This is a genomic window from Pseudomonas sp. PDM15 (assembly GCF_014851565.1).
GTDB lineage: Bacteria > Pseudomonadota > Gammaproteobacteria > Pseudomonadales > Pseudomonadaceae > Aquipseudomonas.
This window is the reverse complement of the sequence record NZ_JACVAA010000002.1, coordinates 768,450-783,099: the sequence shown is the minus strand read 5'-3', so window position 1 is coordinate 783,099 and position 14,650 is coordinate 768,450. Positions and strand designations below refer to the sequence as shown.

Annotated in this window: 15 protein-coding genes; 10 read left to right on the top strand and 5 right to left on the bottom strand. The window is 64.7% G+C overall.

What is annotated here, in order from left to right; all coding sequences use genetic code 11:
* Positions 1-2 precede the first annotated feature (2 nt).
* From thrC to IB232_RS07815, 3 genes are all read left to right on the top strand, one after another.
* A complete protein-coding gene (gene thrC / locus IB232_RS07825) occupies positions 3-1,412 on the top strand; it encodes a threonine synthase (RefSeq protein WP_192397942.1) in 1,410 nt (469 codons plus the stop codon).
* 139 nt (positions 1,413-1,551) lie between these two features.
* Entirely contained in the window at positions 1,552-2,118 is a 567-nt protein-coding gene (locus IB232_RS07820; protein ID WP_192397941.1) for a DJ-1/PfpI family protein, read from the top strand.
* Positions 2,119-2,135: 17 nt separating this feature from the next.
* Positions 2,136-2,438, top strand: coding sequence for a ribbon-helix-helix domain-containing protein (locus IB232_RS07815; RefSeq protein ID WP_021700295.1), 303 nt, complete (start codon positions 2,136-2,138; stop codon positions 2,436-2,438).
* Positions 2,439-2,490: 52 nt separating this feature from the next.
* Here the strand turns inward: IB232_RS07815 and rhlB are convergent, their stop codons facing one another.
* The 4 genes from rhlB to IB232_RS07795 form a co-directional block, all read right to left on the bottom strand.
* Positions 2,491-3,915, bottom strand: coding sequence for an ATP-dependent RNA helicase RhlB (gene rhlB / locus IB232_RS07810; RefSeq protein ID WP_192397940.1), 1,425 nt, complete (start codon positions 3,913-3,915; stop codon positions 2,491-2,493).
* 87 nt (positions 3,916-4,002) lie between these two features.
* Entirely contained in the window at positions 4,003-5,163 is a 1,161-nt protein-coding gene (locus tag IB232_RS07805; RefSeq protein ID WP_192397939.1) for a dipeptidase, read from the bottom strand.
* A 104-nt stretch (positions 5,164-5,267) separates the two neighbouring features.
* A complete protein-coding gene (locus IB232_RS07800; RefSeq protein ID WP_192397938.1) occupies positions 5,268-6,206 on the bottom strand; it encodes a GGDEF domain-containing protein in 939 nt (312 codons plus the stop codon).
* A gap of 240 nt (positions 6,207-6,446) precedes the next feature.
* On the bottom strand, positions 6,447-7,109 hold the full coding sequence (locus IB232_RS07795; protein WP_192397937.1) for an alpha/beta hydrolase: 663 nt from the start codon (positions 7,107-7,109) through the stop codon (positions 6,447-6,449).
* A gap of 391 nt (positions 7,110-7,500) precedes the next feature.
* Between IB232_RS07795 and IB232_RS07790 the strand changes: the two genes are divergently transcribed.
* The 4 genes from IB232_RS07790 to IB232_RS07775 all read left to right on the top strand — a co-directional run bounded on the left by IB232_RS07790 (position 7,501) and on the right by IB232_RS07775 (position 11,693).
* Positions 7,501-8,529: an amino acid ABC transporter substrate-binding protein gene (locus IB232_RS07790; protein ID WP_192397936.1), complete on the top strand. Its 1,029-nt coding sequence runs from the start codon at positions 7,501-7,503 to the stop codon at positions 8,527-8,529.
* A 97-nt stretch (positions 8,530-8,626) separates the two neighbouring features.
* Positions 8,627-9,811, top strand: coding sequence for an amino acid ABC transporter permease (locus IB232_RS07785; RefSeq protein WP_192397935.1), 1,185 nt, complete (start codon positions 8,627-8,629; stop codon positions 9,809-9,811).
* 10 nt (positions 9,812-9,821) lie between these two features.
* Positions 9,822-10,919 carry an amino acid ABC transporter permease gene (locus IB232_RS07780; protein WP_192397934.1) on the top strand — a complete coding sequence of 366 codons (1,098 nt, stop codon included), beginning with the start codon at positions 9,822-9,824 and terminating at the stop codon, positions 10,917-10,919.
* Positions 10,920-10,931: 12 nt separating this feature from the next.
* On the top strand, positions 10,932-11,693 hold the full coding sequence (locus IB232_RS07775; protein WP_192397933.1) for an amino acid ABC transporter ATP-binding protein: 762 nt from the start codon (positions 10,932-10,934) through the stop codon (positions 11,691-11,693).
* Between the two features lie 52 nt (positions 11,694-11,745).
* Here the strand turns inward: IB232_RS07775 and IB232_RS07770 are convergent, their stop codons facing one another.
* Positions 11,746-12,705, bottom strand: a complete 960-nt coding sequence (locus tag IB232_RS07770; protein WP_192397932.1) for a GlxA family transcriptional regulator — start codon at positions 12,703-12,705, stop codon at positions 11,746-11,748.
* A gap of 96 nt (positions 12,706-12,801) precedes the next feature.
* Here IB232_RS07770 and IB232_RS07765 point away from each other — a divergent pair, with 96 nt between their 5' ends.
* From IB232_RS07765 to IB232_RS07755, 3 genes are all read left to right on the top strand, one after another.
* Positions 12,802-13,272 carry a nuclear transport factor 2 family protein gene (locus IB232_RS07765; protein ID WP_192397931.1) on the top strand — a complete coding sequence of 157 codons (471 nt, stop codon included), beginning with the start codon at positions 12,802-12,804 and terminating at the stop codon, positions 13,270-13,272.
* A 40-nt stretch (positions 13,273-13,312) separates the two neighbouring features.
* Positions 13,313-13,612, top strand: a complete 300-nt coding sequence (locus tag IB232_RS07760) for a GIY-YIG nuclease family protein (protein ID WP_192397930.1) — start codon at positions 13,313-13,315, stop codon at positions 13,610-13,612.
* A 62-nt stretch (positions 13,613-13,674) separates the two neighbouring features.
* On the top strand, positions 13,675-14,610 hold the full coding sequence (locus IB232_RS07755; RefSeq protein WP_192397929.1) for a glutathione S-transferase family protein: 936 nt from the start codon (positions 13,675-13,677) through the stop codon (positions 14,608-14,610).
* Positions 14,611-14,650: the final 40 nt, after the last annotated feature.

Sequence of the window (14,650 nt, the reverse complement as noted above, 5' to 3'; positions counted from 1 at the left end):
TCATGCGTTATATCAGCACCCGCGGCCAGGCCCCGGCTCTCAACTTCGAAGACGTCCTGCTCGCCGGTCTGGCCAGCGACGGTGGCCTCTACGTGCCGGAAAACCTGCCGCGCTTCACCCAGGAGGAGATCGCTTCCTGGGCCGGCCTGCCGTACCACGAGCTGGCCTTCCGTGTGATGCGCCCGTTCGTTACCGGCAGCATCGCCGACGCCGATTTCAAGAAGATCCTTGAAGAGACTTACGGCGTGTTCGCCCACAACGCCGTGGCGCCGCTGCGCCAGCTCAACGGCAACGAGTGGGTGCTGGAGCTGTTCCACGGCCCGACCCTGGCCTTCAAGGACTTCGCCCTGCAGCTGCTCGGTCGCCTGCTCGACCACGTGCTGAGCAAGCGCGGCGAGCGCGTGGTGATCATGGGCGCCACCTCCGGTGATACCGGTTCGGCCGCTATCGAAGGCTGCAAGGCCTGCGAGCACGTCGACATCTTCATCATGCACCCGCACAACCGCGTGTCCGAGGTGCAGCGCCGGCAGATGACCACCATCCTCGGCGAGAACATTCACAACATCGCCATCGAAGGCAACTTCGACGACTGCCAGGAGATGGTCAAGGCCAGCTTCGCCGACCAGGGCTTCCTCAAGGGCACCCGCCTGGTAGCGGTCAACTCGATCAACTGGGCGCGGATCATGGCCCAGATCGTCTACTACTTCCACGCAGCCCTGCAGCTGGGTGGTCCGGCGCGCTCCATCGCGTTCTCGGTACCGACCGGCAACTTCGGTGACATCTTCGCCGGCTACCTGGCGCGCAACATGGGCCTGCCGATCAGCCAACTGATCGTCGCCACCAACCGCAACGACATCCTGCACCGCTTCATGAGCGGCAATCAGTACGTCAAGGACACTCTGCACCCGACCCTGTCGCCGTCGATGGACATCATGGTCTCGTCCAACTTCGAGCGCCTGCTGTTCGACCTGCACGGTCGCAACGGCGCCGCCATCGCCGGCCTGATGGACACCTTCAAGCAGGGCGGCGGCTTCAGCGTCGAGGAAGACCGCTGGACCGAGGCGCGCAAGCTGTTCGACTCCCTGGCCGTCAACGACGAGCAGACCTGCGAGACCATCGCCGAGGTGTACCAGGAGTGCGGCGAGCTGCTCGACCCGCACACCGCCATCGGCGTGCGTGCCGCGCGCGAGTGCCGCCGCAGCCTGGCGGTGCCGATGGTCACCCTGGGTACCGCGCACCCGGTCAAGTTCCCGGAAGCGGTGGAGAAGGCTGGGATCGACGCGGTGCCGGCCCTGCCGCCGCACCTGGCCGACCTGTTCCAGCGCGACGAGCGTTGCACCGTGCTGGCCAACGACCTGCAGACCGTGCAGCAGTTCGTCGCTGCCCACGGCAATCGCGGCAAGCCGCTGTAAGGCATTGCTGCAATGAAGAGCCCCGCCCAGTGCGGGGCTTTTTCATGGGCGGGCATGGCCCTGTAGTAGCCAGCTGTTACCCTGAAGTGGGCGAGGCGGCGCAGACTGGCGCCACATTCACCTAGAGGAGGTAACTGCCATGGCGGCGAAGAAGATCCTGATGCTGGTCGGCGACTACGTCGAAGACTACGAGACCATGGTGCCGTTTCAGGCCCTGCAGATGGTCGGCCATACCGTGCATGCGGTATGTCCCGGCAAGAGCGCCGGGCAGACCGTGCGTACCGCGATCCACGACTTCGAGGGCGACCAGACCTACAGCGAGAAGCCGGGGCATAACTTCGCCCTCAACTTCGACTTCGCTAAGGTCTCCGAGAGCGCCTATGACGGCCTGCTGATTCCCGGCGGTCGTGCCCCCGAATACCTGCGCCTGAACGCCGAGGTGATCGCCCTGGTGCAGGCCTTCGCCAAGGCCGCCAAGCCGATTGCCGCCGTGTGCCACGGCGCCCAGCTGCTGGCCGCTGCCGACGTGCTCAAGGGTCGTGGCTGCAGCGCCTACCCGGCCTGCGCGCCGGAAGTGCGCCTGGCCGGTGGCGAGTACGTGGAGGTGCCGATGGATGGTGTGCACGTCGACGGCAACCTGGTCACAGCTCCCGCTTGGCCGGCGCATCCGGCCTGGCTGGCGGCGTTCCTGAAAGTACTGGGCTGAGAGAGGAGGAGAGTGCGATGTGCGAACTCTATGTGAAGGCAGACCCCATCCTCTATGAGTCGCGCTCGCGCTCCCTGCGCATCCGTGGGGTAGTCACCACCCTGCGCCTGGAGAACCAGTTCTGGGACATCCTGCGCGAGATCGCCGAAGTCGATGGCATGACCACCAATCAGTTGATCACCAAGCTGTACGAGGAGGTCATGGACTATCGGGGCGAGGTGGTCAACTTCGCCTCGTTCCTGCGCGTCAGCTGCACCCGCTTCCTGGCGCAGCGCCCGCAGCAGAGTGCCGAGGTGCTCAGTCTGGTGCAGTCGCGTTAGTGAGCGCCCATAAAAAAGCCCGCGTCGAGCGGGCTTTTTTTGTGGCAGCCAATCAGTGCTTGCGCGGTACCGGCTTGAGCAGCTCTTCCGGCGGCATCTCGCAATTGATCTTGCGGCCCAGCAGCTCTTCGATCGGCGGCAGGGCGAAGGCGTCGTCCTCGCCGGCGAAGCTGATCGAGGTGCCGCTGGCGCCGGCGCGGCCGGTACGACCGATGCGGTGCACGTAGTCGTCCGGCACTTCCGGCAGGGTGAAGTTGATCACGTGGCTGATGCCGTCGACGTGGATGCCGCGGCCGGCCACGTCGGTGGCGACCATCACGCGGATCTTGCCTTCGCGGAAGCCTTCCAGGGTCTTGATCCGCTTGTGCTGCGGCACGTCGCCGGACATCTGCGCGGCGCTGACGCCGTCACGGATCAGCTTCTCCTCGATGCGGCGCACCTCGTCGCGGCGGTTGGCGAACACCATCACCCGCTGCCAGTCGTTCTGCGTCACCAGGTTGTACAGCAGCTTGTACTTGTCCTTGCTGGACACGGCGTAGACGTGCTGTTCGACGGTATCGCTGGCGACGTTCTCCGGCTCGATCTCGACAATGGCCGGGTTCACCGTCCACTGCCGGGCCAGGTTCATTACGTCCTCGGTAAAGGTGGCGGAGAACAGCAGGGTCTGGCGATCGCCCTTCATCGGGGTCTGGCGGATGATCTGGCGGACTTGCGGGATGAAGCCCATGTCGAGCATGCGGTCGGCTTCGTCCAGCACCATCACCTCGACCATGTCGAGGTGCACTTCGCCGCGCTGGTTGAAGTCCAGCAGGCGGCCGGGAGTGGCGACCAGAATGTCGCAGTAGCGCGACTCGAGCTGCTTGAGCTGCTTGTCGAAGTCCATGCCGCCGACGAACTGCATGACGTTGAGGCCGGTGTACTTGGTCAGTGCCTCGGCGTCCTTGGCGATCTGCACCACCAGCTCACGGGTCGGCGCGATGATCAACGCGCGCGGCTCGCCCATGTAGCGCTCTTTCGGCGCCTGGGTCTGCAGCAGCTGGGTGATGGTGGAGATGAGGAAGGCGGCGGTCTTGCCGGTACCGGTCTGGGCGCGGCCGATGGCGTCTTTGCCCTTCAGGGTGTGGCCGAGGACCTGGGCCTGGATCGGCGTGCAATAGGGGAAGCCAAGGTCGTGGATGGCGTGCATCAGCTCTGGCGCCAGGCGGAAATCATGGAAGCGGGTCTTGCCTTCCTGCGGTTCGACCACGAAGTCTTCCAGCTTCCAGGTGTCCACCGGTTTGGCCGGGCGCTCGCGGCGCGGCTTGTCGGCGCGTGGCTTCTTGGCCTCGCGCGGCGCGTTGGATTCGGCATCCGCCTTTGCTTGCATATTGCGCGGGGCGCTCGGTTTGGCGGGGGCGCTGGGAGTGCTGGCGGGAGTGACGCTGGCGGGCTGTTCGGCTTCGCCCTTGCTGAAAATTTTCTTGAGTGCTTTGAGCACGGCCGTCTCGTATTGGTCAAGGAATGAACGGCCGCCAGTGTAAAGCAAGAAGCCCGCGCGGCGAAATGCTGCGCGGGCAGCGGCCGGTCAATTGGGCAGGTTGGCCAGGAGCAGGTCGCGCACATTGCTGCCCATGATCGCGGCGATATCGGCGTCGCTGAAGCCGGCGCGCTGCAGGCCCTCGGTGATCTGCGCCAGGCCGGTGCTGTCGAAGGGTGCGTGCACCGTGCCGTTGAAGTCCGACCCCAGGGCCACATGAGCGACGCCGACCTTGTCCGCGGCATAGCGGATAGCGCGAACGATGGCGCCGACCGAGGTCTCGCAAACGGCGGCGTCCCAGTAGCCGATGCCGATCACCCCGCCGGTGGCGGCGATGCGTTGCAGGTGGTCATCGGTGAGGTTGCGTGGGCCGGGGCAGGTGCCGGCGACGCCGGTGTGCGACACCAGCACGGGGCGCGTGGCTATGGCCAGCACATCGTCGATCAGCGATTTGGAGGCGTGGGCCAGGTCGATCAGCATGCGCTTCTCCTCCAGGCGGGCGATCACCTGGCGGCCCAGCGGAGTCAGGCCGCCCTTTTCCAGGCCGTGGGCCGAGCCGCCCACCTCGTTGTCGAAGAAGTGGGTCAAGCCGGCGATGCGGAAACCGGCGTCGTACAGGCGGTCGAGGTTTTCCAGTTTGCCCTCGATGGGCTGCAGGCCCTCGGTGGCCAGCACGGTGGCCAGGCGCTGCGGGTCGCGGTGCCAGGCCTGCAGGTAGGCATTCAACTCGCTGCGGTTGTGCACCACAATCAGGCGGCCATCGCTGGCCGCTGCCGCCTGCTTCAGCTTGTCGGCCTGGTACAGGGCGCGGGCCAGCAGGCTGCTCCAGGTCTCCCGCGGCCAGCGCTGAGCCATGGCCAGCAGGGTGATGTTGTCGCTGTCGGCGCCGTTGCTCTCGTAGTTGATGCCGCGTGGGGTCTTGGTGACGGTGGAGAACACCTGCAGGCCGACGCTGCCTTCGAGCAGGCGCGGCAGATCCGAATGGCCGTAGTCGTGGCGCTCCAGCAGGTCGCGCTGCCAGAGCAGGGCGTCGTCGTGCAGGTCGGCGACGAACAGGGTCTGGTGCAGCTTTTCAGCGGTGTCGCTGGCGGGGTAGGGCGCGGGCGTGGCCACGCTGTTTGCCTGACGGTCGAGCAGGGTAGGGATGGTGAAGAAGATACCCGCCCCAACCGGCACGAGGATCAGCAGGACGAGCAGCAGCTTGCGCATGGGAGCATCCGATCATTGTTGTTATGCGCCGGACTCTAACAAGACGCGCCAGCGGGTGGCGATGGGCTGGCGGTTTCGCTGGGGGATTTGGCGAGGCAGCCTGCTCAGCCGAACAGGCGATTGCGGCCCTGCTGCTTGGCCTTGTACAGAGCCGCGTCGGCCCGCGCGATCAGGCTTTCCAGGCCGTCCTTGTCCTGCATCTGGGCCATGCCGATGGACACCGTGACGCCAGGCAGGATGCCTACCGGCGAATAGAACGAGCTGATCTGCTCCAGGCTCTGGCGCAGGCGCTCGCCAATGGTGCGCGACTCGTTGGCGTCCAGTTCCGGCAGGAGAATGACGAACTCCTCGCCGCCATAACGCACCATGCTGTCCTTCGGCCGCAGCTGGTTGCGCAGGGTATGCGCCACCAGGCACAGGGCGTAGTCGCCGGCCAGATGGCCATGCTGGTCGTTGTACGCCTTGAAGTGGTCGACATCGAGCATGAGCATGCTCATCGGCTGGTTGCTGAAGGCGCAGCGGGTGCTTTCGCGCTCGTAGACGTGTTCCAGCCAGCGGCGGTTGAAGCAGCCGGTGAGGATGTCGACGTTGGCGTTCTGCTCGCTGTCGAGAATGATCCGGTTGCCCTTGCGTACCCGGTCGCAGAGCAGTTCCAGCAGGTTCTGCATCAGTTCCGGCGACTGGTCGAACAGCTTGATCAGCGACTCTCGGTGCAGGCGCAGGACCAGCGACGGCTGGGTGGCAACCACATAGGCGGAGGGGCAGTCGTTGTCGATGAAGCTGATTTCGCCGGCACAATCACCCGGGGTCAGGGTGCTCACGGCCTGGTTGTCGAGGGAGCCGAGGTAGACCTTCAGCTCACCTTCAAGCAGCAAATAGAGATGTTGATTGCGATTGAACGGCGACAGCAGGATCTCGCTGGCCTCCAATTCGCAAGCACGAAATTCCTGCAGCAGCTGTTTCAGGCTGCTGGCAGCGACGTTCTGGAACAGTCGTAATTGGCTGATCTGCTGGAGATCCTGCTGCCAGTTGGCGTTTTTCATCGCAAGAATGAATAACCTGTCTGGCTGCTGCGGGTGGGCATCGCTAAACACTCCCTGTCGTAGGGCGAACACCTAGGAGTGACCTTATGCTCCGCAATATTACCTACGCAATGCTCGGACTAGAGCGGTCCGACCAGCGGTCGCAAGCGGTGGACGGGGTTACCCCGCCCCGGCGGCTGCTTGACCTTTCGACGCCCACTTAGCGCGTTGCCGGAACTTCTCGACGGAGCCTTGACGCGTTTATCCGACTTTCAGCACCTGTTTCAGCCAGGCGCCGATGTCCTGGATTTCCTCCGCCATCACTTCGTGGCCCATCGGATACTCCCGCCAGGCAACTGGCACGCCCTGGGCCTTTAGTGCGTCGTGGGCGGTGCGGCCCATGAACGAGGGCACCACGTCGTCGTGGCTGCCGTGCAGGCACAGTACCGGCAGCTGGCGGCGCGCAGCGTCCACCTGCAGCTCCTCGGGGAAGGTTGGGGCGTAGGTGGACAGCGCCAGCAACCCGCCCAGCGGGCCCTGCCAGCGCAGGAAGGCGGTGTGATAGACCACTGCGCCGCCCTGGGAGAAACCGGCCAGGACGATCCGCGCCGGGTCGATGCCGCTGTCGCGCTGGGCTTCGATCAGTGAGATCACCGTCTGCGCCGAGGTTTCCATCTGTTCCTTGTCGATCGCCCGTGCCGGGCTCATGGCCAGAATGTCGTACCAGCTGGGCATGGCCCAGCCGCCGTTGATGGTGACCGGCCGTGTAGGCGCCTGCGGCAGCACGAAGCGCGTGGCAGGCAGTTGCTGCTGCAGCATCTTCGCCACCGGCTCAAAGTCGTAACGGTCGGCGCCCAGGCCGTGTAACCAGATGACGCAGGAATCGGCCGCGATTGCGGGCTCCAGTAGCAGGGCTTCTTGCATGTTTGCTCCATTGTGGTGCGCGTGGGCATTTTTGGTGCGCCATGCTTTTTTCGGTTCGTTGAATCACTTAATAAGATGTCGCAACGGCAAAAGTTTGCCTCTTGACCTGCAATCAATACCGTCCGGTCACGGAATTGGTACGCACCTTGCTGTAAGAAGCGGGTCCGGCGGGGGCCGTTCTAGAGCGGGAAGCCGGACAAATCTGCTGCGTCTCTTTCCCGTAAGACCTACGGAGATGAAAGGGTCATTCGCCGGTCTGCGGATCGGCATCTAGACTCCCTTCAGGTTCGCACCCCGGTTGATCCTGCCATGGTGGCGGGATCGAACGTGCCTCACAAGGGTACGGCGGCAGGACCGAGACTCGACCAAACAAGAACACTTGGAGGTTTTGATGAAGATGGTGAAATCCACCCTGGCAGTACTGACCACGGCTGCGGTGCTCGGTGTGAGCGGTTTCGCTCATGCAGGTGCGACCCTGGATGCGGTGAAGAAGAAAGGCTACGTGCAGTGCGGTATCAGCGATGGTTTGCCCGGTTTCTCCTACGCCGACGCCAAGGGTAACTACCTGGGTATCGACGTGGATATCTGCCGTGCCGTGGCTGCCGCCGTATTCGGTGACGCCTCCAAAGTGAAATTTAGCCCACTGACCGCCAAGGAGCGCTTCACCGCGCTGCAATCCGGCGAAGTCGACGTGCTGTCGCGCAACACCACCTGGACCAGCTCGCGTGATGCAGCCATGGGCCTGAACTTCACCGGCGTGACCTACTACGACGGTCAAGGCTTCCTGGTGAACAAGAAGCTCGGCGTTTCCAGCGCCAAAGAACTGGACGGCGCCACCGTGTGCATCCAGGCCGGTACCACCACCGAGCTGAACCTGGCCGACTACTTCCGCGCCAACGGCCTGAAGTACACCCCCATTACCTATGACACCTCCGACGAGAGCGCCAAGTCGCTGGAGTCCGGCCGTTGCGACGTGCTGACCTCCGACCAGTCGCAGCTGTACGCCCAGCGCATCAAGCTGGCCGCGCCGGACGATTACGTCGTACTGCCGGAAGTTATCTCCAAGGAGCCGCTCGGCCCGTCCGTACGTCAGGGTGACGAGGAGTGGTTCGACATCGTGCGCTGGAGCCTGTACGCACAGCTCAACGCCGAGGAACTGGGCGTGACTTCCGCCAACGTGGAAGAAATGGCCAAGACCACCAAGAACCCGGACATCGCTCGCCTGTTGGGCGCAGAGGGTGATTTCGGCAAGGATCTAAAGCTGCCGAAGGACTGGGCCGTACAGATCGTCAAGCAAGTCGGTAACTACGCCGAAATCTTCGATCGCAACGTCGGTGCCGGCAGCGAGCTGAAGATCGAGCGTGGTCTCAATGCCCTGTGGAACAAGGGTGGCATGCAGTACGCACCGCCGGTGCGCTGATCCCCTTTGCCATCGCCCCCTCGTGGGGCGATGGTGTTCCTGATTTCGTGAACTCCGCGCCGCAATCCACGGGCGCGGAGTTTGTATGAGGGCCGCTATGCAAAATCCCGCCAATATTTCGCGCCCACGCGGGTCGGTCTGGACCGATCCACAGGTGCGCGGCTGGCTATTCCAGATCATCGCAGTCATCGCCGTCGTGGCGATCGGCTGGTACCTGTTCCACAACACCCAGCACAACCTGGCCCAGCGCGGCATCCTGTCGGGCTTCGGCTTCCTGGAGCAGAGCGCCGGCTTCGGCATCTCCCAGCATCTGATCGATTACACGGAGAGCGACAGCTACGGCCGCGTCTTCGTCATCGGCCTGCTCAATACCCTGCTGGTCGCCGGCATCGGCATCGTGTTCGCCACCATCCTCGGCTTCATCCTCGGCGTGGCGCGACTGTCGCCCAACTGGATGATCAGCAAGCTGGCCACCGTTTATATCGAGACCTTCCGCAACATCCCGCCGTTGCTGCAGATCTTCTTCTGGTATTTCGCCGTGTTCCTGCCGCTGCCCGGCCCAAGGCAGAGCGTCAGCCTCGGTGACACCTTCTTTCTCAGCAACCGCGGTCTGAACATGCCGTCGCCAGCGATGGCCGAAGGCTTCTGGCCCTTCCTCATCGCCGTGGTCGTGGCGCTGGTCGCCGTCTGGTTCCTCGCCCGATGGGCGCGCCAGCGCTTCGAGGCCACGGGCAAGGGCTTCCCGACCCTGATTGTCAGCCTGGTCCTGATAGTGGGGCTGCCGAGCCTGGCCTCGCTGGTGTTCGGTGATCCCTTCCACTGGACGGTGCCGGAGCTCAAGGGCTTCAACTTCCGTGGAGGCTGGGTGCTGATTCCCGAACTGATGGCACTGACCCTGGCGCTGACCGTGTACACCGCGGCCTTCATCGCCGAAATCGTGCGCTCCGGGATCAAGGCGGTCAGCCACGGTCAGACCGAGGCGGCCCGGTCCCTGGGCCTGCCGGCCGGCAAGACCCTGCGTCTGGTGATCGTGCCGCAGGCACTGCGGGTGATCATTCCGCCACTGACCAGCCAGTACCTGAACATCGTGAAGAACTCGTCGCTGGCGGCCGGCATCGGCTACCCGGACATGGTCTCGCTGTTCGCCGGTACGACCCTGAATCAGACCGGCCAGGCCATCGAGGTCATCGCCATCACCATGAGTGTGTACCTGGCCATCAGCATCAGCATCTCGATACTGATGAACTGGTACAACAAGCGCATCGCGCTGATCGAGCGGTAAGGAGAAGCGCATGGAAGTTCATCAGTTTCGCCCCAGCCTGCCGCCGCCCCGCATGAGCGTGGGGGTGGTCGGTTGGCTGCGGTCCAATCTGTTCTCCAGCTGGTTCAACACCCTGTTGACCCTGCTGGCCATCTACTTGGTCTGGCTGATCGTGCCGCCGCTGCTGAAGTGGGCGGTGTTCCAGGCCGACTGGACCGGCACTACCCGTGCCGACTGCACCAGCGAGGGCGCCTGCTGGGTGTTCATCAAGGAGCGCTTCAGCCAGTTCATGTACGGCTTCTACCCGGAAGAGCTGCGCTGGCGCGTGGATCTGACCGTATGGCTGGCGGTGATCGGCGCGGCGCCGTTGTTCATCCCGGCGATGCCGCGCAAGGCCAGCTACGGGCTGCTGTTCCTGGTCGTCTACCCGCTGCTGGCTTTCTGGCTGCTGCACGGTGGCTTCCTCGGCCTGACCGAGGTGGAGACCAGCCAGTGGGGTGGCCTGATGCTGACCCTGGTGATCGCCGCCGTCGGTATCGCCGGCGCGCTGCCGCTGGGCATCTTGCTGGCCCTCGGCCGGCGCTCGAAGATGCCGGCGATCCGCGTGATCTGCGTGACCTTCATCGAGTTCTGGCGCGGCGTGCCGCTGATCACCGTGCTGTTCATGTCCTCGGTGATGCTGCCGCTGTTCCTGCCCGAAGGCCTGTCCTTCGACAAGCTGCTGCGCGCCCTGATCGGGGTGATCCTGTTCCAGTCTGCCTATATCGCCGAAGTGGTGCGTGGCGGCCTGCAGGCCATCCCCAAGGGACAGTACGAGGCGGCCGCGGCGATGGGCCTGGGCTACTGGCGGACCATGGGGCTGGTGATCCTGCCGCAGGCGCTCAAGCTGGTGATCCCGGGCATCGTCAACACCTTCATCGCCCTGTTCAAGGACACCAGCCTGGTGATCATCATCGGCCTGTTCGACCTGCTCAACAGCATCAAGCAGGCGACCACCGATCCGGCCTGGCTGGGCATGGCTACCGAGGGCTACGTGTTCGCCGCCCTGGTGTTCTGGATTTTCTGTTTCGGCATGTCCCGCTACTCCATGCGTTTGGAGCGCAAGCTGGACACCGGCCACAAGCGTTAGGAGTCATAGACCATGACCGAAGTTAAGAAAGAAACCGCTGCCGAGCCGATCATTCAGCTGCAAGGCGTGAACAAGTGGTACGGCCAGTTCCACGTGCTCAAGGACATCAACCTCAACGTGCAGCAGGGCGAGCGTATCGTCCTCTGCGGCCCGTCGGGTTCCGGCAAGTCCACCACCATCCGCTGCATCAACCGCCTGGAAGAGCACCAGCAGGGGCGCATCGTCGTCGATGGTACCGAGCTGACCAGCGACATCAAGCACATCGAGGCGATCCGCAGCGAAGTGGGCATGGTGTTCCAGCACTTCAACCTGTTCCCGCACCTGACCGTGCTGCAGAACTGCACCCTGGCGCCGATGTGGGTACGCAAGATGCCCAAGCGCAAGGCCGAAGAGATCGCCATGCACTTCCTCGAGCGCGTGCGTATTCCCGAGCAGGCGCACAAGTATCCGGGCCAGCTCTCCGGCGGCCAGCAGCAGCGCGTAGCCATCGCCCGCGCCCTGTGCATGAAGCCCAAGATCATGCTGTTCGACGAGCCGACCTCGGCCCTCGACCCGGAAATGGTCAAGGAGGTGCTGGATACCATGGTTGGCCTGGCCCAGGACGGCATGACCATGCTCTGCGTGACTCACGAGATGGGCTTTGCCCGCACCGTGGCTGATCGGGTGATCTTCATGGACCGCGGCGAGATCGTCGAACAGAACGAGCCCAATGCGTTCTTCGACAACCCGCAGAACGAGCGGACCAAGCTGTTCCTCGGCCAGATCCTGCACTGATCCGTGTCGCGCTAAAAAGAAAGGAGCCCTCGGGCTCCTTTTTCTTTGTCCGCTATTCGGCGAGCGTCTGGCGCAGGCGCTTGCGGAAGGCGCCGGGCGTCTCGCCGCACAGCTGCTTGAACAGCTTGGCGAAGGTGGCGCGGTCGGCGTAGCCGACCTGGGCGGCGACCTGTTCCAGCGAGCGCGCCGGATTACGCAGGGCGCTCTGCGCGGCGCTGATGCGCAGGCGCTGCAGGTAGTCGTTGGGCGTCAGGCCGGTGGCCGCCTTGAAGCGCCGCAGCAGGGTGCGCGTAGAGCAATTGGCGCGCTCGGCCAGCAGCGGCAGGTCGATGGCCTGGGCATGGTGCTGCTGCAGCCAGCGCAACAGCGGGGCGATCAGCGGATCGTCCTGCCCGGCCATCGGCAGCAGTGGGGCGAAGCGTCTCTGTCCGCTGCGCTCGCGCTCCACCACCAGGGCGCCGGCCACGCGCTGGGCCAGCCAGTCGCCACCATGCACGGCGATCAGGTGCAGGCACAGGTCGAGGCCGGCCTGGGCGCCGCCGGAGCAGAAGCGGTTGTCGTCTTCGGTGAACAGCTGGTCGATCTGCAGGCGCACCCTGGGGAAGCGCTGGCGGAAGTTGTCCGCCAGGGCCCAGTGGGTCGTGGCGCGGCGGCCGTCCAGCTGGCCTGCGGCGGCCAGCAGGCAGGCACTGCTGCACAGGCTGGCCAGTTGCTGGTGCTGTGGTCGGGCGGCCAGCCAGGCGAGCAAGGTGGCGTTGTGTTCCAGCGTTCGATCGAGTGCGCTGCCGGTGGCGGGGATCAGCAACAGGTCGGCCTGCTCGGCCAGGCGCAGGTCGCCATCCACGCGCAGCTGCGCATAACCCAGCTGCACCGGCTGGCCATCGGCGCTGACCCGCTGCAGCTCGAACAACTGCTCGCCGGCCAACTGGTTGGCCAGGCGGAAGGCGTCGTCGGCCATGCTCAGGCTGGAGAGCGCGGTCTGTGCGCAGGTGTAGAGGGCGATACGGATCATATGGCGATTATTGACACAAAGTTGTCTTTATCGCCAATCGCCGGTTGCAGTCTGCGCGACCATACTCTGCCCATCACAACCCGGAGCAGCGTTGCCATGGCCCACCCCAATGCCGAACTGATCGACCGTTTCTATCAGGCCTTCCAGCGCCAGGATGCCGAGGCCATGGCCGCCTGCTACGCGGACAATGTCGAGTTCTCCGACCCGGTATTCCGTGACCTCAAGGGCCGAGACGCCGGCGACATGTGGCGCATGCTCTGCGCCCGCGCCAAGCAGTTTTCCCTGACCTACGAAGTGCTCGAAGCGGACGACCAGCAGGGCCGCGCGCGTTGGGTGGCGACCTACCTGTTCAGTCAGACCGGGCGCATGGTGGAGAACCATATCGAGGCCAGCTTCCGCTTCGAGGGCGGCAATATCGTCGAGCATCGCGACCGCTTCGACCTGTGGCGCTGGTCCCGCCAGGCGCTGGGCGCCAAGGGTGTTTTGCTCGGCTGGCTGGCGCCGGTACAGAACGCCATCCGCAAGCAGGCCATGGGCGGGCTGCGCGCCTGGCAGGCCGGGCGCTGACTGGCGTAAGCTCGGCGGCCCCGCACTGCGCTGCCGAGCCATGACCGATACTCCTTCACCCAAGCCCTGGTCCGTCTACCTGGTGCGTGCCGAGAACGGCGCGCTGTACTGCGGCATCAGCGACGATCCGCGGCGGCGCTTCGAACAGCACCGCAGCGGCAAGGGCGCACGCTTCTTCCACTCCAGCCCGGCGCAGGCGCTGGTGTACATCGAGCGCTGCAAGGACAAGAGCGCTGCGCTGCGTCGCGAGCGAGCGATCAAGGCACTGGCCAAGACCGCCAAGGAGCGCCTGGTTGCCGCCTTCATCATGGAAGAAGCTGATAGCGCCCTATCAGTCTGAGTGGGTAGGCCGGCGCCGACCGTGGAGTTAAGCTGGCTCATCACATAGACACGGAGCCCGTCATGCACGAGTTGATCCTGCACCACTATCCGACCTCGCCGTTCGCCGAAAAGGGCCGCCTGCTGCTGGGCTTCAAGCAGTTGTCCTGGCGCTCGGTGATGATTCCGGCGGTGATGCCCAAGCCCGATCTGCTGGCCCTTACCGGCGGTTACCGCAAGACCCCGGTGCTGCAGATCGGCGCCGACATCTATTGCGACACCGCGCTGATCGCCCGTCGCCTGGAGGCCGAGAAGAGTGTTCCGGCGCTGTTCCCGGAGGGCCAGGAATTCGTCGTCGCCAGCTTCGCCCAGTGGGTCGACTCGGTGGTGTTCCAGCATGCGGTGAGCCTGGTGTTCCAGCCCGAATCCGTGGCACTGCGCTTCGCCAAGCTGCCGCCAGAGGCGGTCAAGGCCTTTATCGCCGACCGCGCCGGACTGTTCAGTGGCGGCACTGCGACCCGCATCCCGGCCGACGTGGCCAAGCATAACTGGCCGGGCATCATGGCCCGCGTCGAGCAGCAACTGGCGCGTGAGGAGGGTGATTTCCTGTTCGGCGAGCCGTCGCTGGCCGACTTCTCCCTGGCCCACTGCCTGTGGTTCCTCAAGGGCACCCCGGTCACCGCGCCGCTGGTCGACGCCTACCCAAATGTCAGTGCCTGGCTCGGCCGTGTACTCGGCTTCGGCCACGGTGCGGCCAGCGAGCTGAGTTCCGCCGAGGCCATCGAGATCGCCCGTGCAGCCACCCCGGCGGCTCTGCCGGATGAGCAGTTCGCCGAGCCCAACGGCTTCCAGGCTGGCCAGCGGGTGAAGATCGCCGCCACCGACTATGGTGTCGATCCGGTGGAGGGCGAGCTGTTGTTCGCCGGCGCCGAGGAGCTGATCCTGCGCCGCGAGGACGAGCGCGCGGGCGTGGTGCATGTGCACTTCCCGCGCCTGGGCTTCCGTATCGAAGCGCTCTGACTGCGCGGCAATTAAAAGCCCGGCATTGGCCGGGCTTTTT

Coding starts and splice junctions, on each gene's coding strand:
- thrC (WP_192397942.1), top strand. CDS start 3: ATGCGTTATATCAGCACCCGCGGCCAGGCCCCGGCTCTCAACTTCGAA.
- IB232_RS07755 (WP_192397929.1), top strand. CDS start 13,675: ATGCACGAGTTGATCCTGCACCACTATCCGACCTCGCCGTTCGCCGAA.
- IB232_RS07775 (WP_192397933.1), top strand. CDS start 10,932: ATGACCGAAGTTAAGAAAGAAACCGCTGCCGAGCCGATCATTCAGCTG.
- IB232_RS07785 (WP_192397935.1), top strand. CDS start 8,627: ATGCAAAATCCCGCCAATATTTCGCGCCCACGCGGGTCGGTCTGGACC.
- IB232_RS07780 (WP_192397934.1), top strand. CDS start 9,822: ATGGAAGTTCATCAGTTTCGCCCCAGCCTGCCGCCGCCCCGCATGAGC.
- IB232_RS07820 (WP_192397941.1), top strand. CDS start 1,552: ATGGCGGCGAAGAAGATCCTGATGCTGGTCGGCGACTACGTCGAAGAC.
- IB232_RS07795 (WP_192397937.1), bottom strand. CDS start 7,109: ATGCAAGAAGCCCTGCTACTGGAGCCCGCAATCGCGGCCGATTCCTGC.
- IB232_RS07815 (WP_021700295.1), top strand. CDS start 2,136: ATGTGCGAACTCTATGTGAAGGCAGACCCCATCCTCTATGAGTCGCGC.
- IB232_RS07800 (WP_192397938.1), bottom strand. CDS start 6,206: ATGAAAAACGCCAACTGGCAGCAGGATCTCCAGCAGATCAGCCAATTA.
- IB232_RS07790 (WP_192397936.1), top strand. CDS start 7,501: ATGAAGATGGTGAAATCCACCCTGGCAGTACTGACCACGGCTGCGGTG.
- IB232_RS07760 (WP_192397930.1), top strand. CDS start 13,313: ATGACCGATACTCCTTCACCCAAGCCCTGGTCCGTCTACCTGGTGCGT.
- IB232_RS07770 (WP_192397932.1), bottom strand. CDS start 12,705: ATGATCCGTATCGCCCTCTACACCTGCGCACAGACCGCGCTCTCCAGC.
- IB232_RS07805 (WP_192397939.1), bottom strand. CDS start 5,163: ATGCGCAAGCTGCTGCTCGTCCTGCTGATCCTCGTGCCGGTTGGGGCG.
- IB232_RS07765 (WP_192397931.1), top strand. CDS start 12,802: ATGGCCCACCCCAATGCCGAACTGATCGACCGTTTCTATCAGGCCTTC.